The sequence below is a fragment of the Mesorhizobium sp. P160187 genome (genome assembly GCF_057766425.1).
Genome location: NZ_JBYMDX010000003.1, coordinates 2,696,756 through 2,723,111, shown reverse-complemented (window position 1 = coordinate 2,723,111; position 26,356 = coordinate 2,696,756). Strand labels below are relative to the sequence as shown.

The following is a 26,356-nucleotide window of genomic DNA, read 5'->3' as shown; positions in this document are numbered from 1 at the left end:
ACCGATATCAGATGCCCTGAGGACGGCTATGCCGGGATGCCGTTCCCCGCTTCAGCGCCGAGATGCGCCTTGAGCGCCATCTGGGCCAGGCTTGCCCGGCGGTCACGATGGGTGATCATGGCGAAGTCGCGCTTCGGCAGTTCGAGCGGCACCGACCGGAGACTGCCCTCGGCGACGGCGCGTCCGACGACGAGGTCCGAGATGATGGTGGCGCCGGCGCCGGCCTCGACCGCCTGGCGAACCGCCTCGTTGCTCGGCAGCACCAGAAATATCTGCAGGTCGCCAAGCGATATCCCCTCGCGGCGGGCCAGGTCCTCCAGCACCTCGCGCGTGCCCGAACCACCCTCACGGATGATCCAGCGCAGCCCTCTGATATCCGGGCGGCCCGGCGCGATCTCGGCGATTTCGGGATGCGAGGCGGCGACGACCAGCATCAACCTGTCGACGTCGACCTTGGTGCGGCGGAGGATGTCTGACTCGGTGCGCCCCTCGACCAGACCGAGATCGGCGGTACCGTCGAGCACATTGGCCTCGACCTGCCTGGTGTTGCCGATGCTGACGCTCAAGCGCACCGCCGGGTAGGCTTCATGGAAAGAGGCCAGCCTGCGCGGCAGCCAGTAGCTGGCGATGGTCAGGCTGGCGGCGATCGACAGGCTGCCGGCGACCGTCTGCGAGACATGCTCCAGCACATTTCGGGCGGCGGCGGCGCGTTCCAGCACCGCCTTGGCCTCGGGCAGGAAACGGTACCCCGTCTGGGCAAGCTCGATGTTGCGGCCGACGCGGTTGAACAGATGAACGCCATGCTGCTCTTCGAGCGCGCGGATGGCGGCCGACGCCGCCGACTGGGAGATGCCCAAAAGCTCCGCCGCCTTGGTCATATGGCCGCGTTCGGCAACGGCAACGAAAATGCGCAACTGGTCCAGCGTCATGTGTGCATTAAGAACCAATTCCGATCGAATTTACAAGAACAACTGATTGGACGGATCGATAGCTTTATTCTACTTTTTCTGCCAAAGTTAGAAAAAATTCGCCAACAAATCGCATCCAACAAAATGATCGGGCGGTTCAGATCCCTGTTTGCGCATTGGACCCGTGGCCTCAGGCGGCGGCTGGCCGGCGACCGCTATCATCCTGAAGAACACTATATGCGTGGCCCCGGACCGAAGACGCGGGCCAAATTCGCAGGTAGCAAAAGCACGCCGGCATCATGAACCCAGCTGCGCCGCGCGGGGCCAATTCCGCACCGTCGCAACGGTCGCTTGCCGACACGCGCGCGCCGGATGAAGGCGACGGCGTCGACACCTCGCCCGATGTCTCCGACAGCATCGCCAAGACCACCTGCTATATGTGCGCCTGCCGCTGCGGCATCGACGTCCATATCAAGAACGGCAAGGTCCGCTACATCAACGGCAACAAGGCCCACCCGGTCAATCGCGGCGTGATCTGCGGCAAGGGCAGCTCCGGCATCATGCAGCACTACAGCCCGGCGCGGCTGAAGAAGCCGCTGCTGCGCAGCGGCCCGCGCGGCTCGGGCGAATTCCGTGAGATCGAATGGGAGGAAGCCCTTTCGATTGCGACCGGGCGGCTATCGCATATCCGCCGGACCGATCCCAAAAAGCTTGCCTTCTTCACCGGGCGCGACCAGTCACAATCGCTGACCGGCTGGTGGGCGAGCCAGTTCGGCACGCCGAACTTCGCCGCCCACGGCGGCTTCTGCTCGGTCAACATGGCGGCCGGCGGACTCTACACAATCGGTGGCTCGTTCTGGGAGTTCGGCGAGCCGGACTGGAACAACACGAAATACTTCATGCTGTTCGGCGTCGCCGAGGACCATGATTCCAACCCGATCAAGATCGGCTTGGGTAAACTCAAGGCGCGCGGCGCCAAGGTGGTGTCGATCAACCCCTGTCGCACCGGCTACAACGCCATTGCCGACGACTGGATCGGGATCCGGCCCGGCACCGACGGCCTCTTCGTCTTAGCCCTAATCCATGAACTGCTGAAGGCAGGCCGCGCCGATCTCGATTATTTGCTGCGCTACACCAACGCCCATGTGCTAGTCGTCCAGGAGCCGGGTGCGGCGGACGACGGGCTGTTCCTGCGCGACAGCGACAACAATCTTCTCGCCTGGGACAGAGTGGCGAAGACAACCGTCAACGCAGCCGATGCGGATGCGAAACCGGCGCTGACCGGCAGCTTCACGTTCGCCGGCCGCCGTTGCGTGCCGGTGTTCCAGCTTATCGCCGACCGCTACATGGACGACAGCTACGCACCCGATGCGGTCGCGGCGCGATGCGGCGTTCCGGCCGACACCATCCGCCGGATCGCTGCCGAACTCGCCCACGTCGCCTTCGAACAGACGATCGAACTGCCGGTTGCGTGGACCGACTGGGCCGGACGGCGGCACGAGACGATCAAGGGACGGCCGGTGTCGATGCATGCCATGCGCGGCATCTCGGCCCACTCCAACGGCTTTCACTCCTGCCGCGCCATCCACCTGCTGCAGGTGCTGCTCGGCACGGTGGACGTGCCCGGCGGCTTCCGTTTCAAGCCGCCCTACCCGCGCTCGGCGCCGCCGGGACCGAAGCCGACCGGCAAGGTGGTCAAGCCGATGACGCCGCTCGACGGCATGCCGCTCGGCTTCGTCTGCGGGCCGGACGATCTCCTGGTCGACGAGGCCGGAACGCCGCTCCGCATCGACAAGGCTTATTCCTGGGATGCGCCGCTCGCCGCGCATGGGCTGATGCATACGGTCATCCGCAATGCGTGGGCCGGCGACCCATACCCGATCGACACGCTGATGATGTACATGTCGAACATGGCGTGGAATTCCTCGATGAACACCGTCGAGACCATTGCCATGCTCACCGACCATGACGAAGCGGGCAACTACAAGATCCCCTTCATCATCTATTCCGACGCCTATTATTCCGAGACGGTGCCGTTCGCCGACCTGGTGCTGCCCGACACCACCTATCTCGAACGTCACGACTGCATCAGCCTGCTCGACCGGCCGATCAGCCATGCCGACGGACCAGGCGATGCCATCCGCCATCCCGTCGTCGAACCCAACCGCGACGTCAGGCCGTTCCAGTCAGTATTGATCGAACTCGGCGCCCGGCTCGGCCTGCCCTGCTTCGTCAACGACGATGGGGTGGCGAAATACCTCGACTATGCCGACTACATCGTCAATCACGAGCGCACGCCCGGCATCGGCCCGCTCGCAGGCTGGCGCGGCAAGGACGGCACGTCTGCAGGCAAGGGCGAGGTCAACCCAAACCAGCTGCAGCGCTACATCGACAATGGCGGCTTCTGGCACCAGGACTTTGCTGAGGACCAGCGCTATTACAAGATGGCCAACCGCTCCTATCTCGACTTCGCGGAGCAGATGGGGTTCATCCCCAAGGCCGAGCCGATCGTGTTCCAGCTCTATTGCGAACCGATGCAGCGCTTTCGCCTCGCCGCGCGCGGTCATGGTCGCGTCCAGCCGCCCGAGAGCGAACGCCAGCGCATCGAGACCTATATGGATCCGCTGCCGTTCTGGTTTACGCCGTTCGAAGAGGCCGCGGTCGATCCGCAGAAATACCCGCTGCATGCGCTGACGCAGCGGCCTATGCACATGTATCATTCCTGGGGCTCGCAGAATGCGTGGCTGCGGCAAATCACCAGCCAGAACCGCCTGTTCGTGCACCACAAGACCGCGGCAGTTCTCGACCTGGCCGACGACGACTGGGTGTGGATCGAAAGCATCAACGGCCGGGTGAAGGGGCAGATCAAGCTGGTCGACGGCGTCAATGCGGATACGGTCTGGACATGGAACGCCATCGGCAAAAGGCGCGGCGCCTGGGGGCTGAAGGACAACGCCGCCGAGAGCAATCGCGGCTTCCTGCTCAACCACATCATCGGCGACCAGACCTCGGCCGATGCGAACGGTAAACGCTATTCGAATTCCGATCCGGTCACCGGCCAGGCGGCGTGGTTCGATCTCAGGGTTCGCATCGTCAAATGCGCCTCCGAAGAAGCCGGCTTCACCGAGCCGCAATTCGAGCGCTTCAGCCAGCCGCCAAATGTCGAGCCATCGCCCGACATCCTTCGCTTCGGCGCCGAGTTCCGCGTCCATAGGGAAGCTGTGGAATGACCTGCCTTCCCGCCCATACAGACAAGAAGCTTGGCCTGGTCATCGACCTCGACACCTGCGTCGGCTGCCAGGCCTGCGTCACCGCCTGCAAGGAGTGGAACACCGGCGGCCACATGGCGCCGCTGACCGACATCGACCCCTATGGCGGCCATGTCGACGGCGTCTGGTTCAACCGCGTGCACAGCTACGAGCACACGACCGAGGCGGGCGGGCGCACGGTCAACTTTCCGCGCTCCTGCCTGCATTGCGAGACGCCTGCCTGCGTCACTGTCTGCCCGACCGGCGCGTCCTACAAGCGGGCGTCGGACGGCATCGTGCTGATCGACGAAAGCAAATGCATCGGCTGCAAACTGTGCAGCTGGGCCTGCCCCTATGGCGCGCGCGAATTCGATACCGACGTCGGCGTGATGAAGAAATGCACGCTGTGCGTCGACCGCATCTACAACGACAATCTGGCCGAGGAAGACCGCGTGCCGGCCTGCGTTGCCGCCTGCCCGACCAGCGCCCGGCATTTCGGCGACCTCGGCGATCCCACCTCGGCGGTGTCGCAACTGGTGGCGGAGCGTGGCGGCGTCGACCTGATGCCGGAGATGGGTTACAAGCCGACCAACAAATATCTGCCGCCGCGCGCCCAGCGCGCCGCATCGGTGCCGGCGCCAAGGCTCGAGCCAGTCACGGTCGAAGGCGGTTTTCTTGGCTGGATCGACCGCATGCTTTCGAGCTGACCAATGCATCCAGCCTTTTCCGTCGTTTTCTTCACCACTGCCACAGGAGCGGGCTATGGACTGCTGGCGCTGCTCGGCGTGCTTGGCGGACTGGGTTTTATCCCGGCCCATTTCTGGCTCGGCCTTATCGGCATGGGGCTGGCGCTTGGCCTGATTGCCGCCGGCCTTTTGTCGTCGACCGGCCATCTCGGCCGGCCCGAACGCGCCTGGCGCGCCTTTTCGCAATGGCGTAGCTCCTGGCTGTCACGCGAGGGTGTATCGTCGGTCGCAACCTTCATTCCCGCCGGGCTGTTCGGCATCGGCTGGGTGTTTTTTGGCCGCACCGGAGGCTGGATGGCCATCGCCGGGCTTCTCGCAACTATCGGCGCAATCGTCACCGTCTGCACCACCGGCATGATCTATGCCTCGCTGAAGCCGATCGCGCAGTGGCATAGCCCGTATACGCTGCCGGGCTATCTCATCTTTTCGGCGATGACCGGCAGCGTGCTGTTGAACGCGCTGCTGCAGGCTTTCGCCATCGGCTCGACCGCCGTTGCGGTAGCCGCTCTGCTGCTGACCTTGCTCGGCTGGGGCTGGAAGCTGGCGACGTGGCGATACAATGACGCGCTAGAGATTGCGAGCACCGCCAACACGGCAACGGGGCTCGCCGGGGGTACAGTGCGCTCACTGGAATGGCCGCACACCGAAGAGAACTACCTGCTCAAGGAAATGGGCTTTCGCATCGCGCGCAAGCACGGCGCCAGGCTGCGTCGTATCACGCAGGTGCTGGCTTTCGCCTTGCCTGCCCTGCTGCTAGCTGTTGCATTCGCTTTGCCCTGGCCGTTCGCAGCGGCGCTGTCGGTGCTTGCCGCAATCGTCCAGTTCGCCGGCATGCTGGTCGAGCGCTGGCTGTTCTTCGCCGAGGCCAAGCACACCGTCACCCTCTATTACGGCCGGTAGAGCGTCCCGCCGTCAGGCGGTCCGTGCTCGTGGCGCCGCCGGCAAATCCTTAAGCAGGATTTCGATCGCGGCATCGACGACGGCTGTCCTGCGGTCATGCACGTAGAGACCGTATTGGACGATCAGGGGCTCGGGCACCGATGTCTTCAGGACGCGCATTGAGCCGGCGCGCACGGATTCCGGCGGAAGCAGCCCGACGCCGAGCCCGTTCTCGATCGCCGCCTGCAGGCCGGTGACGCTCTGGCACGACAGGACGATCCTATACTGCCGGCCGGCGGCGACCAGCGCCTCGATCATACGCCTGCGCCAAGGGCAGGTTGCGCCGAAGGCGGCGAGATCGAGTGGCCGGTCATGGTCCAGCACATAGTCCTGGGCGCAGACCCACTGCAGTTCGACGTTCCATGTCGTCACTGCATCGGCCGCGACGACGGATGTCGGGGCAATCATGACATCCAGCGCATCCTCGCTCCACAGCCGTCCCAGCGCGACGCTGTGCTCGACCATCGCGTCGAGGCTGATGTCGGGATATGTGCGATGCAGCCGCCCAAGCGCGGCCGAAAGCGCGGCCGTGGTGACCTCTTCGGCAAGACCAATACGCACGCCGCCGCCAATGCCAGCCTGCTGCAGACGCGCCACCGCTTCATCGCCGAGAGCGAGGATGCGGGTCGCGTATCCCAGAAAGAGCTCTCCCTCCGCAGTTGGTACGACACCGCGGCCGGTGCGCTGGAACAGATGCCGTTGGAGCAGGCCCTCCAGCCGTCGCATCTGCATGCTCAGCGCCGATTGGGTCTTGCCGGTCTGCGCGGCGACCCTGCTCAGGCTACCTTGCCGGCAGACCGCGACATAGGTGCGGAGAAGGTCGAGGCCGATCTGTTCAGATATCATCTTGTTTGAACTCTGATGTCATCGGTATCGGTCTACAATGATATCCCGCCACGCGCTATCTCACACTCAAGAGAACAGCGCAGGGAAGAAAACCATGAAAGCGATCCGTGTTCACCGCCATGGCGGGCCAGATGTGCTCGCCTACGAAGATGTCGACATCGGCCAGCCCGGACCGGGCGAGGTGCGCGTGCGCAACCGGGCGGTCGGCCTCAACTTCGTCGACATCTATTTTCGCACCGGCGAATACGCGCCGCCCGCTCTGCCATTCATTCCCGGCAATGAAGGCGCCGGCGAAATCGTCGCCGTCGGTGAAGGCGTCAGCGGCTTCGCGCCTGGCGACCGAGTCGCCTATGTCGAGACGCTCGGCGCCTATGCCGAAGAACGCATCGTGCCGGCGCATTTCGTCGTGCATCTGCCCGACGCCATCGATTTCGAGACGGGTGCGGCGATGATGCTGAAAGGGCTGACGGCGCAATATCTGCTGCGCCGCACGTTTCGCGTCGAGGCGGGCCATACCATCCTGGTGCATGCCGCGGCGGGCGGCGTCGGCCTCATCCTGACGCAATGGGCCAAACATCTCGGCGCGACCGTCACCGGCACGGTCGGTTCACCCGAAAAGGCCGAACTTGCGCGCGCCAATGGCTGCGACCATGTCATCGAATACAGCAAAGAGAATTTCGCCGCACGGGTGAAAGAGGTCACCAACGGCGAAGGCTGCCACGTCGTCTATGACGGCGTCGGCAACGCGACCTTCCCGGGCTCGCTCGACTGCCTGCGGCCGTTCGGCACCTTCGTCAGCTACGGCACGGCATCGGGATCGATCCCACCCTTCGATATCATGCTGTTGATGCAGAAAGGATCGCTGTTCGCCACCTGGCAGTTGCTGTTCCATCATCTCGCCAGGCGTGAGGACGTCGTCGCCATGAGCGAGGATCTGTTCAGCGTCGTCCTCAGCGGCGCAGTGAAAATCCCGGTGCACACAAGCATGCCGCTTGCCGAAGTGGCGGAGGCGCATCGCCGGCTCGAAGCACGGCAGACGACAGGCGCAACCGTGCTTATACCGTAGAAACTTAGCCCGGCCGCAGCATCGAACCGGAAATGGCGAAGATGCGCGCGGCGCCCATCATATAGGCTATCAACGTCTCGCGGCGGAACAGGCCGGCATAGGCGCGGTCGAGCACGTTGAGCGAGCCGGTATAAGCGCCGAAGGCCGGCATGATCATGCGGCCGCCATCGCCGGCAAAGCAGCGCCGCCGCACCGAGCGGCCCTGCTGGACGATGCGGGCGCAAGGGTGAAGATGGCCGGCAACTTCGCCCTCGGTTCTTACCTTCGACGGCTCGTGGCGGAACAGCAGCGAGCCGATGGCGAGTTCGCGCACCGTCTCGCCTGGCAAATCCGCCGGCGCTTCCGGGTCATGGTTGCCGGCGACCCAGAACCAGTCGCGGCCGGCCATCAATGCTTCCAGCCGATCGCGGAAGGTTTGATGCATGCGCTCGGCGCCGCCGCCGTCGTGGAAGGAGTCGCCCAGGCTGATGACGATGGCCGGCTGGTAGTCCGCGATTACCGCCTGCAGCCGGAGCAGAGTGGCGCCGGTATCGTAGGGCGGGATCAGTGCGCCGCGCCTGGCGAAGGACGAGCCCTTTTCCAGATGCAGGTCGGAGACCGCGAGCAGCCTGAGATCGGGGAAATAGAGCACGCCGCGCGAATCACAGACCGCGCGCTCGCCCGCGATGCCGACAAAATCGGCCTCGGCGATCAGCGATGCCCGCGCCAGCGAAAAATTCATTCCTCAACCATCCCAGGACCCATGGCTTCCTCGACCAAAGTCGCGGCATCCATCAGCAGCGTTTCGTCGGCCTCGCCATTCACCGGCATCTTGCCGATTTCGAGCATGATCGGCACGGCCAGCGGCGATATCTGTTCGAGTGCCTTATGCACGATTCGACCCTGGATACGCGAGAGCATGTCGGCAAGTCTGCTGACATCGAGCAGACCGGTCGCCGCGTCGGCGCGCGTCGCCTGCAGCAGGATGTGGTCGGGTTCATGGCTGCGCAGCACGTCATAGATCAGATCGGTCGAGACGGTGACCTGACGGCCGCTTTTCTCCTGTCCCGGGTGGCGCTTCTCGATCAGGCCTGAAATCAGCGCGCAGTTGCGGAAGGTGCGCTTGAGCAGCCAGCTGTCGGCCAGCCAAGCCTCGAGGTCGTCGCCCAGCATGTCCTGGTCGAACAGCGCGCCAAGCGAAGGTTTCCGCGATTTGAACATCGCGCCCATATCGCCCAGCGACCAGATGGCCAATGCGTAGTCGGTGGCGACGAAGCCAAGCGGCCTGGCACCGGCCCTGTCCAGGCGGCGGGTGAGCAGCATGCCCAGCGTCTGGTGCGCCAGCCTGCCCTCGAAAGGATAAGCGACGAGATAGTGACGGTTGCCGCGCGGAAAGGTCTCGATCAAGAGGTCGTCGCGTTTGGGCAATACCGATTTGTCGGCTTGGTAACGCAGCCAATCCGACACCTGCTCGGGCAGCTTCTTCCAGCGCTGTGGGTCGTCCAGCATGGCGCGCACCTGCTCGGCGAGGTAAGTCGAAAGCGGAAATTTGCCGCCGCCATAGTAAGGCACCTTGGCGTCGCTTCCCGGCGCATTCGAGACGAAGCATTCGTTCTCGCGGATGCCTTCGAAGCGCAGGACTTTGCCGGCAAACATGAAGGTGTCGCCATGCGTCAGCGTTTCGAGGAAGGCCTCCTCGATCTTGCCCAGAGCCCGGCCGCCGTGCGAAGCCGAGCCTTTGCTGCCGGCCTTGACGTAACGCACATTGAGCGCCGGCACCTCGATGATGGTGCCGACGTTCAGCCGATATTGCTGCGCGACGCGGGGATTGGAGACCCGCCACATGCCGTCCTTGTTGAGGCGGATGCGGGCGTAGCGCTCGTAGTTCTTCAGTGCGTAACCGCCGGTGGCGACGAAATCGATGACGCGGTCGAATGTCGGCCGGTCGAGGCTGGCATAGGGCGCTGCTGTCAGCACTTCCTCGTAGAGATCGTCGGCGCGAAACGGCGCCCCGCAGGCGCAGCCCAGCACATGCTGCGCCAGCACGTCCAGCCCGCCATCGACCAGCGGCGGCGTATCCTGGGCGCCGAGGTAGTTGGCGTCCAGCGCTGCCCGGCACTCCAGCACCTCGAAACGATTGGCCGGGATCAGGATCGCCTTCGACGGCTCGTCCATGCGGTGATTGGCGCGGCCGATGCGCTGCGCCAGCCGGCTGGCGCCCTTGGGCGCGCCGACATGGACGACCAGATCGACATCGCCCCAATCGATGCCAAGGTCGAGCGTCGAGGTGGCGACGATGGCACGGAGCGCGTTTTCCCCCATCGCCTTCTCGACGCGTCGGCGCTGGGCGACATCGAGCGAGCCGTGATGCAGCGCGATCGGCAAGGTATCCTCGTTGACCCGCCACAATTCCTGAAACAGCATCTCGGCCTGGCTGCGAGTGTTGACGAACAGCAGGGTGGTCTTGTGGCGCTTGATCTCGCGATAGATTTCCGGCGTCGCATAGCGCGCCGAATGGCCGGCCCATGGCACGCGCTCTTCCGAATCGAGGATCGAGATTTCGGGCTTCGCGCCGCCGGTGACGACGATGAGTTCAGCCATGTCTCCCGGTGGATTCTGGCTGACCAGCCAGCGCCGCAATTCGTCGGGCTCGGCCACCGTTGCCGACAGACCGATCGTCTGCAGGCCGGGCACGATGCTGCGCAGCCGCGCCAGCCCGAGCGCCAGCAGATGGCCGCGTTTCGATGTCACCAGCGAATGCAGCTCGTCGAGCACGACATAGCGCAGATCCTCGAAGAAGCGCCCGGCATCGCCCGCCGCAATCAGCAGCGCCAATTGCTCGGGCGTGGTGAGCAGGATATCGGGCGGCGCCAGCTTCTGGCGCTGTCGCTTGTGGGAAGGCGTGTCGCCGGTGCGCGTCTCGATGGTGACGGGCAGGCCGATCTCCTCCACCGGCTTGCCGAGGTTGCGCTCGATGTCGACGGCCAGCGCCTTCAGCGGCGAGATGTAGAGCGTATGGATGCCGCGCCGTGCCATACCGGCTTTGCGTCTGGGGCGGTTGGCCAGTTCGGTCAACGATGGCAAGAAGCCGGCCAGCGTCTTGCCGGCGCCGGTCGGTGCGATCAAGAGCACCGATTGCCCGGCTTGAGCCTTCGCCAGCAGCTCGATCTGGTGAGCGCGCGGCGACCAGCCTTTTTCGCCAAACCATCTGATGAATGGCTCGGGCAGAAGGACGGCGGCATTCTGTTTGGCAAGGCGCGGCTGCTCGGTCACGCGAAAGAGTTAGCGCGATGGCGCGCGATCGCCAAGGAAAATCGGAACAAAAGGTGATCGGGTGAGCTATCCCTCGCCGCGTTTACGGGGAGAGGATGCCGGCAGGCAGGTGAGGCGCAGCGCGACCTTTCAGTCGCTGGCGTCGCCCCTCATCCGTCTTCGGGCACCTTTCCCCGTGAACGGGCGAGGAAGAGGCGCTAGGGCCGCCGAAACCCAGTCGGCCCGCCATACAGATACCCAATCCGATCAACCGCATCCTTCAGCCCTTCGCGCGAGACCAGCATGGTGTGGCCGTTGGCGTGGATCATTGTCTCGGCGTCGGTCATGATCGCGACATGGCCCTTCCAGAACACCAGGTCGCCGCGTTTCAGTCCGGCATAATCGAATCCCGGATCGAGCGGCTCGCCGAGGCCTGCCGCTTGCATGTCGGAATCACGCAGCACATTGCGGCCGGCCATGCGCATGGCCAGTTGCACGAGGCCCGAACAGTCGATGCCGAAGCCGGAGGTGCCGCCCCAGAGATAGGGCGTGCCGAGAAACATCTCGGCGACCGAGACATAGTCGGCGGCGATGTCACTGACCGGGCAAATATGGCCGGCGATCAGCGCCTCGCTGGAGGGCAACAGCGCATAGTGCGTGCCGCGCGTTTCGGCGGCACCGGTTACCGTCACCGTCGAGCCCATCGACAATTGGCCGCTGATCGGGAAGCGCAGATCCGGGCCAGGATAGAGGAAGGTGCGCGGCGCCGTGACGATGTGGGTTGGCGCATGCTCGCGTGCGCCCAGCATGGTGGCGCCGACATAGCCGACATAGCCGTCGCGTTCGGCCTGGACCCAGGCCCAGCCCTCGGCTTCCTCGAAGACAAGCACATCGTCGCCGAACAGTACCTGCGTGTTGACGCCGGCATCCGGGCGCGGTGCCTTGCGCACGTCAGCCACGGAGGCCGTGATCCGAGCCGGACGGCCGGTGACGAAGCGGTCGGCCGAAACCTCCCCTTTCAGCCTTGCATCGGCGAGGTCGGAACGGAAGGCGTGGAGGCGGGCATCCCTGGCAGTCAAATCGGTACTCGCTCTAATTCATGGATTGATCAGATGGGCAGTTCATGAGCCCTGGCAACGATACCATCCCCGAAGCGCTCGACAAAGAGCGCGCCTTCGACCGTGCGCCGGATCAGCACATTGCGCTTGTCGAGCTCGTCGCGATGGCGTGACACCAGTTTCAGCGCACCCATCGTGTCGAGCGCGCGGGTGATAACCGGCTTGGTGACATTGAGGCGGGCGGCTAGACCGCGCACCGTGTGCGGCGGCGGGTCGAGATAGATGGTGAACAGGATCGCCATCTGGCGCATGGTGAGATCTGGCGCGCCGGCGCGCACCTGCGACAGCATCACCTGCTGCCACAGCCGCATCGCCTGGCTCGGACGCATCGAAATCGACATCGCCCGAGCATGACGGCAAATTGTTTCGGTTCCGTTTCAGTTTTGGTGGCCGTCTCAGGGCGTCAGGCATAGCGCCTCGAAATGACCCGCTCCAGTGCACGGATGCCTTGCGCCTCTCCGCCGGCGGGTCCGTAGGGGCGATCGGACGGGTTCCAGGCGAAGATGTCGAAGTGCGCCCAGCCCGTTGTCCGTTCGACAAAGCGCTTGAGGAAAAGCGCCGCGGTGACCGAACCGGCGAAGCCGTCGGTGGTGACGTTGTTGATGTCGGCGATCTTCGACGCCAGCCTGGCGTCATAGGGCCGCCACAACGGCATGCGCCACAACGGATCCTCGACGGCCACCGAGGCCGCAGCCAGTTCGGACGCCAGCGCTTCGTCGCCAGTGTAGAAAGGCGGCAGATCGGGACCGAGCGCGACACGCGCTGCCCCGGTCAGCGTCGCCATGTCGATCAGCAGTTCCGGCTCCTCGTCATCGGCCAGCGCCAGCGCATCGGCCAGCACCAGCCGCCCTTCGGCGTCGGTGTTGCCGATCTCGACGGTGAGGCCCTTGCGGCTGGTCAGTACATCTCCAGGCCGGAAGGCGTTGCCGGCAATCGAATTCTCGACCGCCGGGATCAGGACGCGCAGCCGGATCTTCAGCCCGGCAGCCATGATCATCGAGGCCAGGCCCAGCACATTGGCGGCGCCGCCCATATCCTTCTTCATCAAGAGCATGCCCGACGACGGTTTGATGTCGAGGCCGCCAGTGTCGAAACAGACACCCTTGCCGACCAGCGTCACCTTCGGCGCGCCTTCCGGTCCCCAAACCATGTCGATCAGTCGCGGCGCTCCGACCGAGGCGCGGCCGACCGCATGGATCATCGGGAAATTCTGCTTCAGGAGATCATCGCCCTTGATCACCGACACCTCGGCCTTGTGAGTGGCCGCCAGGGTCCGAACCGCCTTCTCCAACTCGTCCGGTCCCATGTCGCTGGTCGGCGTGTTGACCAGGTCGCGCGCCAGGAAGACGCCGTCGGCGATGCCCCGGACACGTCCTGGATCTACGCCGAGCGGCAGCGCGAAACGCAGCGCCTTGCCTGATTTCTTGCCGTAGCGAGTGAAGACGTAACCACCGAGCACCAAGGCTATGACCGCGAGTTCCGGCTCGGCTGGAGCGGCGGCAAAATGCCAGTCGCCTTCCGGCAAGGCTCTCGCCAGCATGCCGACGGCCAGCGCGCCCTCGCCGTCACCGACGCCGAACAAGGCGCCAGCAAGGGAACCGTTGTCGCCCGGGACGGCGAGCGTCCTGCCGGCTTCGCCGGAAAAGCCGTTGGCGGCCGCCCATGCGATCGTGGAAGGCGAAAGCCCCAAGGCCTCCAGTCCATCCCTCGCGACCAGATGGATCGGCAAGGCAGTGTTTAGTGTCTCGACGAGTTCGACGGGCATTCGATGGTCTCCGGGAGGCTTGCAGATCGTCCTCAGTCAAGTGACAGGGACGTCGAATGATTTCAACATCTATACACAGAGCCGGGCATGGGACGTGCCAGGTCAGTGGCTTTCGGCGGGCCGTTCACCGATCCGACGGCTCGCTTTTTAACTGTCCGTTAGGGTTAACAGAATATTTCTGCAGGGATGAAGATGGCCACGTGAATGGCCACGCCCAGAATGGAGAGCCCCGTGCCGATGCCCACCAGCCGAAGGATGAACGTCACGGGCAAACGGTTGGTCACCACAGCGCTGCTGATGGCGCTGGCGGCCGGTGCTGCGGGGTGCGGAACCAGCAAGCTCACGACCGGCTCGATCGGGCGCACCAGCGGCAAACCGCTGGAAACCATGTCGGCCAGCGAGTTGCACGGGGCGACCGGGCGGCTCGGCGAATCCTACGCAAAGAACCCCAACGACAAGCGGCTGGCGACAAATTTTGCGGCGGCGCTCCAGATGGACGGCGATGCCGACCAGTCGCTTGCCGTGATGCGCAAGCTGGCGATCGCCTACCCCAAGGATCGCGACGTGCTTGCCGCCTACGGCAAGGCGCTGGCCGCCAACGGCCAGTTCGAGCCGGCGCTCGACGCCGTGCGCCGGGCGCAGACGCCGGAATATCCGGACTGGCGGCTGATGTCGGCCGAGGCCGCCATTCTCGACCAGCTTGGCCAGAAGGATGAAGCGCGCCAGAACTACCGCAAGGCGCTGGACCTCAAGCCGAACGAACCCTCGATCCTTTCCAATCTCGGCATGTCCTATGTGCTGGAAGGCGATCTGCGCACCGCCGAGACCTATATGCGCTCGGCAGCCCAGCAACCGAATGCCGACAGCCGGGTGCGCCAGAACCTTGCGCTGGTCGTGGGACTGCAGGGCCGCTTCGACGAGGCCGAGAAGATCGCCTCGCAGGAGCTTTCGCCGGAACAGGCGCAAGCCAATGTAGCCTATCTTCGCCAGATGCTTGCCCAGCAGAACGCCTGGAGCCAGCTCAAGGATCAGGACAAGGCAAAGGCGGCGACCAACTGAGCGCCGCATGGGCGCCGGCTCCGCACAGCGCAAAATCCGTCCACGCATCAACGCTGAAAACCAAGAGCCGCACTGCATTGGCAGTGCGGCTCTTTGTATGGCTGCAACGAGGCCTACTGGCTTGAGGAATTGTGCTGGTCGCCGAAGATGCCGCGCTGGCTGACCTGAATGCCGGCTGGGCCCAGAATGATGGCGAACAAAACCGGCAGGAAGAACAGGATCATCGGCACGGTAAGCTTCGGCGGCAGGGCGGCGGCCTTCTTCTCGGCTGCATTCATGCGCATGTCGCGGCTTTCCGCGGCCAGCACGCGCAATGCGTGCGCCACGGGTGTGCCGTAGCGTTCCGCCTGGACCAGTGCCTGGGACACTGACTTCACCGATTCCAGGCCGGTACGAGCCGACAGGTTTTCATAAGCCTGCTTGCGTTCCTGCAGGTAAGAGAGTTCGGCATTGGTCAGCACGAATTCCTCCGCCAGCGCCACCGATTGCGAACCGATCTCCTCGGAGACCTTGCGCAAGGCAGCCTCGACCGACATGCCCGACTCTACGCAGATCAGCATCAGGTCGAGCGCATCCGGCCACGCCGCCTGGATCGACTGCTTGCGCTTGGCGGCACGATTGTTGACGTAAAGGATCGGCGCGTAGAAGCCGGCGTAGGCGACGAGAATGCAGACGAACAGTTTCGCGAAGGCCGGCCGGTCAGGCAGTCCGCCGAGCACGAACAGATAGATCGCTGCCAGCGCGAAACCCACAAACGGCAGGATCAGGCGGAAAAACAGGAAGCGCGTCAGCGGGTTTTGGCCACGAAAGCCCGCCACCTTGAGCTTCTGCAACGTGCCTTCATCGGCCAACGCACGCCGCAGGTCGAGCCTGTCGACGATGTTGCGCATGCCGATCGACTGCTCTTCGCGCAGCCCCTTGCGGCGGCGATCGGCTTCGTTGGCAAGCCGCGAGCGCTGCTTGGCGCGCAATTCGTCACGCTCCAGCGCCACCGATTTCATGCGCGCCTTGAGCTGATTGCCGCCAAGCGCCGGCAGCAACGTGAAGACGGTCGCGAACACCGCAACGCCGACCAGCAATGCGATCAGGAAGGCAGGATCGGTCAGCGATTTTACGACTTGGTCGGTCATCCGTTTTCAGTCTTTTCGTTCGAGCTTTCCAAGGTGGGCCTAAACTTCAAAGTTCATCATCTTGCGCATCACCAGAATGCCGATCGACATCCACACGCCGGAACAGCCAAGGATCAGATTGCCGGTGCTGGTGGTGAACAGCGGCATGATGTAGTTCGGGCTCGACAGATAGACGAGAAGGGCGACGACAATAGGCAGCGCGCCGATGATGACGGCCGACGCCTTCGCTTCCATGGACAGCGCCTGGACCTTGGCCTTCATTTTCTTGCGATCGCGAAGCACGCGCGAAAGGTTGCCTAGCGCCTCGGAGAGATTACCGCCGGCCTGTGACTGGATCTGGATAACGATTCCGAAGAAACTTGCCTCGCTGCACGGCATGGTCTCAGCCATGCGCAAGGTGGCGTCGGGGATGGACATGCCAACCTGCTGCGAATCGACGATCCGGCGGAACTCGGTCTTGACCGGCTCCGGCGATTCATTGGCGATCAGGCGAATGGCGTCGTTGAGCGGCAGGCCGGATTTGACGGCGCGCACGATGATGTCGAGGGAGTTGGGAAATTCGTTGAGGAATGCCTTGACCCGGCGCGTGCGGCGAAACGAGACGAACCAGCGCGGCAGGCCGAGCGCGCCGGCCAGAAGCGTACCCGGCAGGACAAGTAGCGGCGCGCCGGCGAGATAGGCGAGCACCGTCAGCGCGATGCCGCAAATGACGGAGTAGATATAGAAACGCTCGATCGAGACCTGCATGCCGGCCTGACGAATCTGGGCCTTCAACGGCGGCTTCTTGACGGCGAGTTCGTTGGTTTTCTGCTTTTCGTCGAGCTGTTTCAGCGTGTCCTGGACAGATTTACGCCGCTTGACCGCCTCCGCGACACGGTCGCGCGAAGCCTTGACGACCGAACGATCGGTCTCGGCGGCCTTGATCGTCTCGAGCCGCTTGCCGGCCTGCTTCTCGTTGCTCATCTTGGTGAACAGGAAGGCATAGGCGACCGCACCGGCGCTGAAGCCGGCGAGCACGATGAAGGCCAGTACGGTGGTATCAATTCCGAACATCGACCTCAGTCCCCAAGCCTGGATATGCGTTAGTCAGCGCGTTTCTCCATCGATTCCAGAGCATTGGCGAGGCGCTGTTCCTCGCCATAGTAGCGGGCGCGATCCCAGAAATGCGGACGGCCGATGCCGGTCGACACATGCTCGCCAAGCAGCCTTCCGTTCGAGTCCTCGCCCTTGATGTTGTAGAGCACGATGTCCTGCGTGATGATGACGTCACCTTCCATGCCGATCACCTCGGTGATGTGGGTAATGCGGCGCGAGCCGTCGCGAAGGCGTGCTGCCTGGATGATGACATCGACGGAGCCGACGACGATTTCACGCACGGTCTTCTGCGGCAGCGAATAGCCGCCCATGGCGATCATCGATTCGATACGGTTCAGGCATTCGCGCGGGCTGTTGGAGTGGATCGTTCCCATCGACCCGTCATGGCCGGTGTTCATCGCCTGCAGCAGGTCGAAAACCTCCGGTCCGCGCACTTCGCCGACGATGATGCGTTCGGGCCGCATGCGCAAGCAGTTCTTGACCAGGTCGCGCATGGTCACCTCGCCTTCGCCCTCGAGATTGGGCGGGCGGGTTTCGAGACGTACCACGTGCGGCTGCTGCAGTTGCAGTTCGGCCGAGTCCTCGCAGGTGATGACGCGTTCCTCGCGGTCGATATAGTTGGTCAAGCAGTTGAGCAGCGTCGTCTTGCCGGAGCCGGTACCGCCGGAGATGACGATGTTGCAGCGGACGCGGCCGATAATCTTGAGTATCTCGGCGCCCTGCGGCGAGATGGCGCCGAACTTGACCAGCTGATCGAGCGTCAGCTTGTCCTTCTTGAACTTGCGGATGGTGAGCGCGGTGCCGTCGATGGAGAGCGGCGGCGCGATCACGTTGACGCGAGACCCGTCAGGAAGACGGGCGTCACAGATCGGGCTCGATTCGTCGACGCGGCGGCCAACCTGGCTGACGATGCGCTGGCAGATGTTGAGCAGCTGCTGATTGTCGCGGAAGCGGATGCCGGTCTGTTCGACCTTGCCGTTGACTTCGATGTAGACGTTCTTGGAGCCGTTGACCATGATGTCGGCGATATCGTCGCGGGCGAGCAGCGGCTCCAGCGGCCCGTAGCCTAGCACATCGTTGCAGATGTCGTCGAGCAACTCTTCCTGCTCGGCGATCGACATTGCGAAATTTTTGATGGCGATGATGTCGTTGACGATATCGCGGATTTCCTCGCGCGCGCTCTCGGGATCGAGTTTCGCAAGTTGCGACAGGTCAATGGTGTCGATGAGCGCGGAGAAGACCTGGCTCTTGGTGTCGTAGTAGGTTTCGCTTTTTTCGCGCTGGATCTTTTTTGGCGGCTCCGGCGCCATCGACGGCGCCTCAACGGCACGGCGAGTTGGCGGCGTTGCCAGCGCTCCCGGCGGCGGCGCTGCCGGGGGTCGGGCAAGTACTGCCATGTCCGCAGGCGTTGCAGCAGCCGGCGCCGCTGACGCTGGCTGACGGAACTCCGGGGTGAACCGGCCGCCGTCGTCGGAGCCTCTTTTTCCAAACATGATCGACTACCAATTTCGCTTGAGAAGCGTCATTTCTTGTTACGCGAGAGCTTGCCGAGGAGGCCGCCAAGGCCTGCCTTCTTCCTGGCCTTGATTTCGCTGCGACCGGTCAGCACGTGCGCGATTTCGTTGATCATGCCGACGACCGGGCTCTTGGGATCCATCTCGCCCAGCATGCGGCCGTTGTTCGCGGCATTTCCAAACAACAACGGGTCGAAGGCGATGACCGACATCGGCGTGAGGCTGAGCGGCTCGGCGAAGTCGGAAGCGGAAATCTCGGGCCGTTTCGGCACGCCGGCCTGATTGATGATCAGTTTCGGCGGCGGATCGTTCGGGCGAAGCCGCGTCAGCATATCGACCAGATTCTTGGTGTTGCGCAGATTGGCCAATTCCGGCGTCGCAGTGATGACGATCTCGTCGGCCTTGATCAGTGTGTTCTTGGTCCAGCCCGTCCAGATATGGGGGACGTCGAGCACCAGCAGCGGCACGCTGCGCTGGGCGGTATCGATGAGTTGCGTGAAGGCATCGGGATCGAAATCATAGACACGTTCGAGGGTGGAGGGCGCGGCGAGCAGCGACAGATGTTCGGCGCACTGGGCAAGCAGACGGTCGAGATAAACCTCGTCGACGCGTTCGGGCGAAAACACGGCCTCGGCGATGCCTTGCGCAGGGTCCTGGTCGAAGTTTATGTTGGCCGTCCCGAAAGCCAGGTCGAGATCGGCTACGACCACTTCCGACTTGAACAGCGATGACATCGCCCAGGCCACATTGTGGGCGATGGTCGAGGAGCCGACGCCACCCTTGGCGCCGACGAAGGCGATCGAGCGGCCGATCGGCTCGGCTTCCGGATCGACGAAGATCGACGAAACCACCGAGACAATATCGGCCATCGACACGGGCGCGATGACGTATTCGGAAATACCGAAGCGGATGAGTTCGCGGTAAAGACCGACATCGTTGTAGTGGCCGATCACCACGACTTTAGAGGAGGGATCGCAATATTCTGAAAGCTGGGCAAGCTGCTCCAGCAACTGCTTCGGTTCGCTGCGCGACTCCAGAAGGATGAGGTTCGGCGTCGGCGCGGATTGGTAGAATTCGATCGCCGTGGCGATGCCGCCCATATGCACTTTCAGATGCGCCTTGGCCATGCGGCGATCCTCGCCGGCCCGCTCCACCGGATGCGCGACACCTTCCGTCTCGCAAAATGCCTGGATGGAAATACGCGGAACCGGCCGCAGCGCCTGCATCGCGGCAATATCCAATTGCGAGCTGTCGCCGCCGTCTACGGGCGTATCGTAGGCAAGATTGCTCATTGTCATGCTCTTTTCCGTGACTTCTCTTCCGGTCTCTACGCGGGACCGGCGCTCCTAGTACGTCACTTCCGAATTGCCGAGGAACTCGTCCGAAATACCTCTGCCGCGGTAGACGTCGATCACCGCGCCGCGGTTCTCGGCGTCGATGTCGGACGACTTTCTTGGCCCGAGCAGATCGGTCGGATTGGCGAGTTGCGCGGCGAGGTTGTTTTGAGACGAGCAGCCGTAATCGGCGTAGTGCTTGTTTTCGGAGGTTTCGAGGATGTCTTCGGGCCAGCGCCCGCATTTGTCGGTCTGGGCTCTCACCGAAATATAGGAAACGCGGATAGGCGCCGACGCTTCCGGGGAAACCGACTGGTAGGAGGTCACCACGATCCGGTTTAGCTTGATGCCGCTGGCAACCGCCAGCCTTGCGAAATCGCGCGCCGCGGCAGTCGCCGCGACCTCATTAGCCGAGCCGATCGGGGTTGCGATCGTCAGCGCCGGGGCAGCGCTCTTGTCGTAACCGTCGAGGAAGCCCAGAAGCGTGTCGCGCTGCGAGCCGGTCATGCCGCGATCGCCGGCGCCGACCGGGAGGTCGAGCTTCTGGTTCTTCTCAGCAATTACGATCGGATGCGTGGTGCGATAATCATCGGGAATCGCCCCAACCGTGATGCTGTCGCGCTTAGCGCAACCGGCAAGCGAGGCGGCGATCGCGATCGCCAGGATCGGCATTGCCGATCGGCGGATCCGGCCACGGCCAGACCATGCCGTTGCGGCAATCGCCAGTACCTTTGATGCTGACTGAGACATGTCCGCTTCCCCGCTTATTTGTAGATGAAGCCGACAACGCCGTGGTAGCGGCCGTTGGGCTTGTCGGTCTGCATGGTGCCGTAGACGCGGTTGACGCGGCCAAGGAACATGGCCGGACCATCGCCGGCGGCATTGAAATTGTCGTCCGGCTTAGCCAGGTCGTTGCGCGCCACCGGCCGAGCCAGATAAGGCGTGATGATGATGACCAGTTCAGTTTCATTGCGGACGAAATCGCGGCTGCGGAATAGCGTGCCGAGCACCGGGATCTTGGTCAGGCCGGGCAAGCCCGATACAGCCTGGCGGACGTCGTCGCGAACGAGGCCGGCAATCATCATCGAACCGCCCGACGGCAATTCGACGGTGGTGTCGGCAAGTCTCTTGCGGATCGACAGAAGCGTCAGGCCGGGCAAGCTGCCGCCGCCTTCCAGGGTGGTAGCACCTTCCGAGGTCGGCTCCGAAACCGATGTTCTGACCTTGAGGCTGATCCGACCCGCCGACAGCACAACGGGCTGGAACTCGAGGCCTATGCCGTATTCCAGCTTTTCGTTGGTGTAGGTGACCTGGCCGGTCTGGTTGTCGGTCGAAACGTTGTTCGTACGTGCCGTGATGAGATTGAATTCGCCGCCGACCCTGAACGTTGCCTTCTCGCCCGAAACCGCGGTGAGGGTCGGTTCTGCAAGCGTCTTCATGACGCCGCTTTGCTCCATGGCATTGATGTAGGCTTTGAGGCCACTGCCGCCCAAGTTAAAGCCTGAATTCTGCGAAAGCGGCTTTCCCAAACCGTAGTTGGGCGAACTCAGCGCACCGTAGGCGATGCCGTCCATGCTGCCGCTGCCAACCATGTTGACGCCGAGCTGCTTCATCACCGAGCGGCTGACTTCGGCCACGGTCACCTTCAGCGTCACCTGGTCGTCGCCGATGATCTGTAGCAGGTTGACGATCTTCGAGACCCGGCGTTCGGCATCCGGGTTGTTGATGTCGACGCCGCCATTGGCATTACCGCCGGCCGCGGTCTGCGAATACTGGCCCGTCGTCGCTTCACCGCCGGACACGAAGATGGTTGCCAGATCGACGGCGCGCTTGGCATCGAGCGGCGTATCCACCGTCCCGGTCAGGACGACGTTGTCGTTCAGCAATTCGACCTTGATCTCGGCATTCGGAAGGAAGCGCTTGAGGTAGTCTTCCAATCCGGCGACGTCGCGTTCGACGGCCAGATCCAGGCTGGCAATCTGCTCGCCATTGGGACCGAAGACGAAGATGTTGGTTTCGCCCACCGACTTGCCGAACAGATAGATGCGCCTTGCGGTGCGGGTCACCGCATCGGCGACCGCGGGATTGGCGACAAGGATGTCGTAGGCGTCGCTCGGCAGATCGATGACGACCGATTTGTTGAGGCCGAGCTTGACACGTTGCGTGGCGGTCGAGGCCGTGACCCCGACGCTCTTTCCGGCGGCCTTGGCGTCGCCGAGGCCACTTGCATGGGCTCCGAGGAAAAGCAGGCCGACGGCTGCAGCCATGGTGACCGGCAGTTTAGCGACTAACCTCATTTCCTTGCCCCTACTTCGGAAACTTCGCCCGATTTGATCAACCGCACCGTTCCGCGCCGCCCACTGCCGGAAACGAGGTAGTCGGCTTCATCGGTACCCTTTTCCTTGTTGTCGGTGATCGAGCGCAGCGCCAGCGTCAGGCGATCGGCCATCTGCTGGGCGACGGTTATGATCTCGGCCTGCTGCGGCGTCAGCTCCAGCGTCGCCGTCTGTCCGACCCTGGTCTTCTTGCCTTCCTCGTCCTCCTGGATGGTCTGATCGATCGCCAGGACGCGGATGTTCTTGAGGATGGTCTCGGTGGTGAATCCGCTGCCGCCGTTGCCGGTGTCGGATCTGCGGGTCATGATGACGTCGACAAAATCGTTGGGCAGGATGAACCCGCCTGCCGACGTGTCAGCCGAGATCGCGGTGGCGACGGCACGCATGCCGGTGGGCAGGATCGAAGACATGAAGCTTTGCCCCTCGCCGATCAGCTTGGAGCGCCGCAGCGGCTCACCGGTGTACATCGCCATGCGGGCGACGGAGCCCTTCAGTTTCTCCCGCGCTTCGGGTTCGGCGGCACGGGTGATGAAATTCGCATTGATGCCATCGGACGGCCAGGACTCCCAGCTGAGATTGTTCTCAAGTGGGCTGCCCATCGGCACGTCGCCGGAAAGCACGAGCACATCCTGCAAGGCAATGGCCGGCGCCTGCGGGGCATCGGCGACGACCTGCTGGGGCGGGACCGCCACCATATTCTTGGCAACATAACCTGCACCACCCGCCGCAGCCACCGCCACGCCCAGAATAATCAGTCGGGATGCTGGCATCTGTCCGAACCCTCGCCTTTAGGCAACCACCTAGCCAGGCCGGACTTTGCAGCGGCAATCGTCAAAACAAGGTTAATGCAATGCTTACGATCGTGATTAATTTAAGGTTTACATAAATTGGACGGACCCGTGCTCCGACGACAGAAAGGGCGACCAGCGGCCTCTTTTCAGACCGATGTCGGAGCGGCAAAGGTTGCTTGCTGCTTCAGTTCGCCAGCTTTGCCAGTGCCCAAACCATCAGGGGTGAATCCGGATAGGTCAGCAGCCCGCCAATGCCGAGTGCAATGCCGTAGGGAACGCCAGTCGTGTCGTCGGCGAAATGGCGCAGGAATAGATTGTGGCTGGTGTAAATCGCCAGCGGCGATTTCCGGTAGAGAAGGATGGCGAGCGTCAGCAGTCCGCCGATGAACGTCGATATCACGAGATACTCGACAAGGTGAATGTTGAACCCCATCCAGACGGCGGTGCCGGCGAGCAGCTTGGCGTCGCCGCCACCCATGCCGCCGAGTGCAAACAGACCGAACGTCACGGCCAGCACTAGGGCGCCGGCGGCGAAATGCCAGCCATAGGTTGCCCAGTCCATGGCCGTCAGCGGCGCAACCAGCGCAAACACCGCCAGCAGCAGCACCGGTACGCGGTTGGCGATCGTCATCGACAGCATGTCGGAGATCGCGGCGAAGAGCATGCAAAAAGGAAAGATGACGAAGATCAACGCTTCGAGCATGGGCGCGACACCCTGTTGCCAACTGTGTCCAGCCTCAGCCTAGACATATATGATTAACGATCGATGAGACTGGGTTACTCAAAACCGCCCGACGCGATGAAATAAGGGCCGCCAGTCAGGCGGCCCCTATCTCTAAGGCAACCAGGGTATTACGAACCACTCACCTTACCGGCGATGGCGATGAACTTGTTGTTCAGGGCGTTGCCGAGCTGACCAGCGCCAAAAATGATGGCAAGCGCGATGAGAGCGGCGATCAGACCGTATTCGATAGCGGTCGCGCCGGATTCGTCCTTCGCGAAACGTGCGATGAGATTAGACATTCGAGAGCTCCTACTCCACGTGTTACAGCACTTCCGTCAACTTCTGTGGTGGTTGATCGGATGCTGCCAATCTACGGAGAAGCTCTTTCAATCGGCTTAATAAACAGCCTTACCGATTCCTTTCCCGCTTCGAACAGCTTGCGTGGTTAACCGTAAACTAAACGCTGGACAGTGGCTCGCCTGCCCGTGAAAAGCTGTAATTTCACGGCTATCGGCAGGACGCAATGTTATATCAGCTGGCAGCAAGATTGGAGCGAATACCCGGCGCCGGTCAAGGGTTTAACCGTTGGTTCACCAATCTCCTTCATGTTCCGTGAACAAGTTTTGCCGCTGTGGAGCGCCTTGATGACCGCCATGAAATCGTCATTCCTGCTTGTCGCGCTTCTCGCCGTCCCGGCTTTCGTGCTGCCGGCCAAGGCCGGAGCCGGCATTGAAGTGACGATGAACCAGGCCAAGATCGTCAAACTGACACGCCCCGCCGACACCATCGTCGTCGGCAATCCGGCGATCGCCGACGCCTCCGTCCAGGATGCATCGACGATCGTGCTGACGGGCAAGGGATTCGGCGTGACCAATTTGGTTGTCCTCGACCACGATGGCAGCCCGATCGTCGACGAGCAGGTGACCGTAGTGCGCCAGGACGCGTCGTCGGTGCGTATCTACAGGCGCGCCTCGGTCCAGACCATGTCCTGCACGCCCTATTGCGAAAGCTCGTACAAGAGCGACTCGGAAAAGTCGTCCGAGGCCGAGATGAGCGCTGGGCAGTAAGCGCCTCAGGTGACTTGATTGTCTGGGGGAGAGCCGCGTCGGTTAGCGGCCGGTTAATGTCGCCTGGTCGAATTTAACGGTCATTCAAACCGGAGCTAAATGGGTTCTTGATAGTGGTGCTGACGGTACCGCATCAGGATCGGCAGGAACGGGATATGGGCGACGTTTTGGACGAGGATTCAAGACGCAAGATCTGCAAGGCCAAGGCAGGGCGCGTGACGTTTGCCCGTCGTTTCCTTGGCGATCGGCGCGGCGGCACGGCGATAGAATTCGCCATGCTTGCGTTACCGTTTGCGGCTCTCGTCTTCGCCATCCTCGAGAGCTGCATTTCATTTGCCGGACAGGAGGTGATGGCCAACATCACCGATGATATCGCCCGTCAATTGCGTACTGGCCAGTTGAGGCAAGCCGATGTGACGGAAGAGAAGCTAAAGGGTAGGGTCTGCGCCAGACTCGAGATCATTGTCGCCAAGGGTTGCCCCGGTTTGCTGGTTGATCTGCGCCCGTTCAAGACCTTTGCCGGGGCAGCCAGTGCGGGTTTCAAGATTTCCGGCTCGACCATCACGCTGACGGGCAAGGATCCGGATACAGGCAAGGACCCGGCTTTCGGGACCCCCACAATAGGTCCGGCAGAATCAAAGAACATGCTGCGGGTTTTCTACCCTTGGCCGGTCATGACCGATTTCATGGCTCAATACATGTCGAATATGGATGGCGGCAAGACGCTGCATTACGCAACGGCAACGTGGCAAAACGAGCCATTCGACAACTGAGGCACGTGTAGCAAAGGAAAAGGGCATGTTTCGTGCGGGGGCACATCCGGGGATATCGGTTATCTGGAAGAGAGCGGCGCGGTTTTGTGCCGATCGTCGGGGCATAGCGGCGGTCGAGTTTGCCCTCATCGTGCCCGTCCTGCTGATCATGTATTTCGTTACCATGGAGGCCTCGCAAGCCATCGAGGCCAGCAAGAAGGTCAGCCGCATCAGCTCCATGGTTGCCGACCTCGTCACGCAGCAAACGTCGGTGGTCAATGCAGATCTCACCGACATTATGAAGATCGGAAACTCCAGCCTTCAGCCTTATAACCGCTCAGTCGCCGATATCTTCATCACAGCAATCGACATCGAAGCCGATCCGGGCAACCCGACACCGAAGGCGAAGGTGGCGTGGTCCTGGCGCGTGCTGAATGGGGTCACGAGCCGCGACTCCAACCCGACAAGCTCCACAACTGTTCCGGCGACGCTCAACGTTGCGGGGACTTTCCTTATTCGTGTCAAAACCACTCTCAAATATGAACCGATCATCTCCTGGTCGGAAAGCGCCGAAAAGCCGCTCGGATTTATCTCGGCCTTCAACGAAGGCAAAATAACGATGAGCGAAACCTACTATCTCAGGCCGCGCCGGGCCACCTCGATCCCCTGCAGCAATTGCTGAAGCAG

At 62.8% G+C, this 26,356-nt stretch carries 25 protein-coding genes; 9 read left to right on the top strand and 16 right to left on the bottom strand.

The window, feature by feature from the left end:
- Nucleotides 1-26: 26 nt before the first annotated feature.
- On the bottom strand, nt 27-929 hold the full coding sequence (locus AC3CCE_RS16545; RefSeq protein ID WP_352623901.1) for a LysR substrate-binding domain-containing protein: 903 nt from the start codon (nt 927-929) through the stop codon (nt 27-29).
- A 278-nt stretch (nt 930-1,207) separates the two neighbouring features.
- On the opposite strand from AC3CCE_RS16545, the gene AC3CCE_RS16540 reads away from it, so the two are divergent.
- The 3 genes from AC3CCE_RS16540 to AC3CCE_RS16530 are packed head-to-tail and all read left to right on the top strand — an operon-like array spanning nt 1,208 to nt 5,802.
- Complete coding sequence (locus AC3CCE_RS16540) at nt 1,208-4,138, top strand: molybdopterin oxidoreductase family protein (protein ID WP_352510950.1); 2,931 nt, start codon at nt 1,208-1,210, stop codon at nt 4,136-4,138.
- The gene (locus AC3CCE_RS16535) at nt 4,135-4,863 is read left to right on the top strand and encodes a 4Fe-4S dicluster domain-containing protein (RefSeq protein ID WP_352510951.1); all 729 of its coding nucleotides are present in this window, start codon (nt 4,135-4,137) and stop codon (nt 4,861-4,863) included. The genes AC3CCE_RS16540 and AC3CCE_RS16535 overlap by 4 nt, the downstream gene beginning before the upstream one ends.
- 3 nt (nt 4,864-4,866) lie before the next feature.
- On the top strand, nt 4,867-5,802 hold the full coding sequence (locus AC3CCE_RS16530; protein WP_352623904.1) for a dimethyl sulfoxide reductase anchor subunit family protein: 936 nt from the start codon (nt 4,867-4,869) through the stop codon (nt 5,800-5,802).
- Between the two features lie 12 nt (nt 5,803-5,814).
- On the opposite strand, the gene AC3CCE_RS16525 is transcribed toward AC3CCE_RS16530, so the two are convergent.
- Nucleotides 5,815-6,687 (bottom strand): LysR substrate-binding domain-containing protein, encoded by an 873-nt coding sequence (locus AC3CCE_RS16525; RefSeq protein WP_352510953.1) that lies wholly within the window; start codon nt 6,685-6,687, stop codon nt 5,815-5,817.
- A 94-nt stretch (nt 6,688-6,781) separates the two neighbouring features.
- On the opposite strand from AC3CCE_RS16525, the gene AC3CCE_RS16520 reads away from it, so the two are divergent.
- Nucleotides 6,782-7,753: a quinone oxidoreductase family protein gene (locus tag AC3CCE_RS16520; RefSeq protein ID WP_352510954.1), complete on the top strand. Its 972-nt coding sequence runs from the start codon at nt 6,782-6,784 to the stop codon at nt 7,751-7,753.
- 4 nt (nt 7,754-7,757) lie between these two features.
- On the opposite strand, the gene pdeM is transcribed toward AC3CCE_RS16520, so the two are convergent.
- The gene (gene pdeM, locus AC3CCE_RS16515) at nt 7,758-8,474 is read right to left on the bottom strand and encodes a ligase-associated DNA damage response endonuclease PdeM (RefSeq protein WP_352510955.1); all 717 of its coding nucleotides are present in this window, start codon (nt 8,472-8,474) and stop codon (nt 7,758-7,760) included.
- A complete protein-coding gene (locus AC3CCE_RS16510; RefSeq protein WP_352624119.1) occupies nt 8,471-10,960 on the bottom strand; it encodes a ligase-associated DNA damage response DEXH box helicase in 2,490 nt (829 codons plus the stop codon). The genes pdeM and AC3CCE_RS16510 overlap by 4 nt, the downstream gene beginning before the upstream one ends.
- Here AC3CCE_RS16510 and AC3CCE_RS16505 point away from each other — a divergent pair.
- On the top strand, nt 10,868-11,062 hold the full coding sequence (locus tag AC3CCE_RS16505; protein WP_352511137.1) for a hypothetical protein: 195 nt from the start codon (nt 10,868-10,870) through the stop codon (nt 11,060-11,062). The two genes, AC3CCE_RS16510 and AC3CCE_RS16505, sit on opposite strands and share 93 nt — an antisense overlap.
- Before the next feature lie 140 nt (nt 11,063-11,202).
- Here the strand turns inward: AC3CCE_RS16505 and AC3CCE_RS16500 are convergent, their stop codons facing one another.
- The 3 genes from AC3CCE_RS16500 to AC3CCE_RS16490 form a co-directional block, all read right to left on the bottom strand.
- Nucleotides 11,203-12,063: a C40 family peptidase gene (locus AC3CCE_RS16500; protein WP_352510956.1), complete on the bottom strand. Its 861-nt coding sequence runs from the start codon at nt 12,061-12,063 to the stop codon at nt 11,203-11,205.
- A gap of 29 nt (nt 12,064-12,092) precedes the next feature.
- A complete protein-coding gene (locus AC3CCE_RS16495; protein ID WP_352623907.1) occupies nt 12,093-12,443 on the bottom strand; it encodes a MarR family winged helix-turn-helix transcriptional regulator in 351 nt (116 codons plus the stop codon).
- A gap of 62 nt (nt 12,444-12,505) precedes the next feature.
- Nucleotides 12,506-13,867 carry a leucyl aminopeptidase family protein gene (locus AC3CCE_RS16490; RefSeq protein WP_352510957.1) on the bottom strand — a complete coding sequence of 454 codons (1,362 nt, stop codon included), beginning with the start codon at nt 13,865-13,867 and terminating at the stop codon, nt 12,506-12,508.
- 237 nt (nt 13,868-14,104) lie between these two features.
- On the opposite strand from AC3CCE_RS16490, the gene AC3CCE_RS16485 reads away from it, so the two are divergent.
- A complete protein-coding gene (locus AC3CCE_RS16485) occupies nt 14,105-14,926 on the top strand; it encodes a tetratricopeptide repeat protein (protein ID WP_352510958.1) in 822 nt (273 codons plus the stop codon).
- A gap of 113 nt (nt 14,927-15,039) precedes the next feature.
- Here the strand turns inward: AC3CCE_RS16485 and AC3CCE_RS16480 are convergent, their stop codons facing one another.
- The 9 genes from AC3CCE_RS16480 to AC3CCE_RS16440 all read right to left on the bottom strand — a co-directional run bounded on the left by AC3CCE_RS16480 (nt 15,040) and on the right by AC3CCE_RS16440 (nt 24,149).
- Nucleotides 15,040-16,056 carry a type II secretion system F family protein gene (locus AC3CCE_RS16480; RefSeq protein WP_023703460.1) on the bottom strand — a complete coding sequence of 339 codons (1,017 nt, stop codon included), beginning with the start codon at nt 16,054-16,056 and terminating at the stop codon, nt 15,040-15,042.
- 39 nt (nt 16,057-16,095) lie between these two features.
- On the bottom strand, nt 16,096-17,109 hold the full coding sequence (locus AC3CCE_RS16475) for a type II secretion system F family protein (RefSeq protein WP_352623910.1): 1,014 nt from the start codon (nt 17,107-17,109) through the stop codon (nt 16,096-16,098).
- A 29-nt stretch (nt 17,110-17,138) separates the two neighbouring features.
- The gene (locus AC3CCE_RS16470) at nt 17,139-18,644 is read right to left on the bottom strand and encodes a TadA family conjugal transfer-associated ATPase (protein ID WP_023738191.1); all 1,506 of its coding nucleotides are present in this window, start codon (nt 18,642-18,644) and stop codon (nt 17,139-17,141) included.
- Nucleotides 18,645-18,673: 29 nt separating this feature from the next.
- Nucleotides 18,674-19,957, bottom strand: a complete 1,284-nt coding sequence (locus tag AC3CCE_RS16465) for a CpaE/TadZ family protein (protein ID WP_023681982.1) — start codon at nt 19,955-19,957, stop codon at nt 18,674-18,676.
- A gap of 54 nt (nt 19,958-20,011) precedes the next feature.
- Nucleotides 20,012-20,749, bottom strand: coding sequence for a CpaD family pilus assembly protein (locus AC3CCE_RS16460; RefSeq protein ID WP_352510959.1), 738 nt, complete (start codon nt 20,747-20,749; stop codon nt 20,012-20,014).
- A gap of 14 nt (nt 20,750-20,763) precedes the next feature.
- Complete coding sequence (locus AC3CCE_RS16455) at nt 20,764-22,296, bottom strand: type II and III secretion system protein family protein (protein ID WP_023681984.1); 1,533 nt, start codon at nt 22,294-22,296, stop codon at nt 20,764-20,766.
- Complete coding sequence (gene cpaB / locus AC3CCE_RS16450; protein ID WP_023681985.1) at nt 22,293-23,105, bottom strand: Flp pilus assembly protein CpaB; 813 nt, start codon at nt 23,103-23,105, stop codon at nt 22,293-22,295. Before cpaB ends, AC3CCE_RS16455 begins: the two co-directional genes overlap by 4 nt.
- Nucleotides 23,106-23,310: 205 nt before the next feature.
- A complete protein-coding gene (locus AC3CCE_RS16445) occupies nt 23,311-23,829 on the bottom strand; it encodes an A24 family peptidase (RefSeq protein ID WP_352510960.1) in 519 nt (172 codons plus the stop codon).
- A gap of 149 nt (nt 23,830-23,978) precedes the next feature.
- On the bottom strand, nt 23,979-24,149 hold the full coding sequence (locus AC3CCE_RS16440; RefSeq protein ID WP_023681987.1) for a Flp family type IVb pilin: 171 nt from the start codon (nt 24,147-24,149) through the stop codon (nt 23,979-23,981).
- A 345-nt stretch (nt 24,150-24,494) separates the two neighbouring features.
- Here AC3CCE_RS16440 and AC3CCE_RS16435 point away from each other — a divergent pair, with 345 nt between their 5' ends.
- The 3 genes from AC3CCE_RS16435 (at nt 24,495) to AC3CCE_RS16425 (ending at nt 26,351) form a co-directional block, all read left to right on the top strand.
- Complete coding sequence (locus AC3CCE_RS16435) at nt 24,495-24,917, top strand: pilus assembly protein N-terminal domain-containing protein (protein WP_023681988.1); 423 nt, start codon at nt 24,495-24,497, stop codon at nt 24,915-24,917.
- A gap of 155 nt (nt 24,918-25,072) precedes the next feature.
- Nucleotides 25,073-25,690 carry a TadE/TadG family type IV pilus assembly protein gene (locus AC3CCE_RS16430; RefSeq protein ID WP_031196259.1) on the top strand — a complete coding sequence of 206 codons (618 nt, stop codon included), beginning with the start codon at nt 25,073-25,075 and terminating at the stop codon, nt 25,688-25,690.
- A gap of 25 nt (nt 25,691-25,715) precedes the next feature.
- Complete coding sequence (locus AC3CCE_RS16425) at nt 25,716-26,351, top strand: TadE/TadG family type IV pilus assembly protein (protein WP_352510962.1); 636 nt, start codon at nt 25,716-25,718, stop codon at nt 26,349-26,351.
- Nucleotides 26,352-26,356: the final 5 nt, after the last annotated feature.

Bases quoted from the DNA above. Each gene is read 5' to 3' on its own strand.
- AC3CCE_RS16545 (WP_352623901.1), bottom strand. From the start codon at position 929: ATGACGCTGGACCAGTTGCGCATTTTCGTTGCCGTTGCCGAACGCGGC.
- AC3CCE_RS16540 (WP_352510950.1), top strand. From the start codon at position 1,208: ATGAACCCAGCTGCGCCGCGCGGGGCCAATTCCGCACCGTCGCAACGG.
- AC3CCE_RS16535 (WP_352510951.1), top strand. From the start codon at position 4,135: ATGACCTGCCTTCCCGCCCATACAGACAAGAAGCTTGGCCTGGTCATC.
- AC3CCE_RS16530 (WP_352623904.1), top strand. From the start codon at position 4,867: ATGCATCCAGCCTTTTCCGTCGTTTTCTTCACCACTGCCACAGGAGCG.
- AC3CCE_RS16525 (WP_352510953.1), bottom strand. From the start codon at position 6,687: ATGATATCTGAACAGATCGGCCTCGACCTTCTCCGCACCTATGTCGCG.
- AC3CCE_RS16520 (WP_352510954.1), top strand. From the start codon at position 6,782: ATGAAAGCGATCCGTGTTCACCGCCATGGCGGGCCAGATGTGCTCGCC.
- pdeM (WP_352510955.1), bottom strand. From the start codon at position 8,474: ATGAATTTTTCGCTGGCGCGGGCATCGCTGATCGCCGAGGCCGATTTT.
- AC3CCE_RS16495 (WP_352623907.1), bottom strand. From the start codon at position 12,443: ATGTCGATTTCGATGCGTCCGAGCCAGGCGATGCGGCTGTGGCAGCAG.
- AC3CCE_RS16490 (WP_352510957.1), bottom strand. From the start codon at position 13,867: ATGCCCGTCGAACTCGTCGAGACACTAAACACTGCCTTGCCGATCCAT.
- AC3CCE_RS16485 (WP_352510958.1), top strand. From the start codon at position 14,105: ATGCCCACCAGCCGAAGGATGAACGTCACGGGCAAACGGTTGGTCACC.
- AC3CCE_RS16480 (WP_023703460.1), bottom strand. From the start codon at position 16,056: ATGACCGACCAAGTCGTAAAATCGCTGACCGATCCTGCCTTCCTGATC.
- AC3CCE_RS16475 (WP_352623910.1), bottom strand. From the start codon at position 17,109: ATGTTCGGAATTGATACCACCGTACTGGCCTTCATCGTGCTCGCCGGC.
- AC3CCE_RS16470 (WP_023738191.1), bottom strand. From the start codon at position 18,644: ATGTTTGGAAAAAGAGGCTCCGACGACGGCGGCCGGTTCACCCCGGAG.
- AC3CCE_RS16465 (WP_023681982.1), bottom strand. From the start codon at position 19,957: ATGAGCAATCTTGCCTACGATACGCCCGTAGACGGCGGCGACAGCTCG.
- AC3CCE_RS16460 (WP_352510959.1), bottom strand. From the start codon at position 20,749: ATGTCTCAGTCAGCATCAAAGGTACTGGCGATTGCCGCAACGGCATGG.
- AC3CCE_RS16455 (WP_023681984.1), bottom strand. From the start codon at position 22,296: ATGAGGTTAGTCGCTAAACTGCCGGTCACCATGGCTGCAGCCGTCGGC.
- cpaB (WP_023681985.1), bottom strand. From the start codon at position 23,105: ATGCCAGCATCCCGACTGATTATTCTGGGCGTGGCGGTGGCTGCGGCG.
- AC3CCE_RS16445 (WP_352510960.1), bottom strand. From the start codon at position 23,829: ATGCTCGAAGCGTTGATCTTCGTCATCTTTCCTTTTTGCATGCTCTTC.
- AC3CCE_RS16440 (WP_023681987.1), bottom strand. From the start codon at position 24,149: ATGTCTAATCTCATCGCACGTTTCGCGAAGGACGAATCCGGCGCGACC.
- AC3CCE_RS16435 (WP_023681988.1), top strand. From the start codon at position 24,495: ATGACCGCCATGAAATCGTCATTCCTGCTTGTCGCGCTTCTCGCCGTC.
- AC3CCE_RS16430 (WP_031196259.1), top strand. From the start codon at position 25,073: ATGGGCGACGTTTTGGACGAGGATTCAAGACGCAAGATCTGCAAGGCC.
- AC3CCE_RS16425 (WP_352510962.1), top strand. From the start codon at position 25,716: ATGTTTCGTGCGGGGGCACATCCGGGGATATCGGTTATCTGGAAGAGA.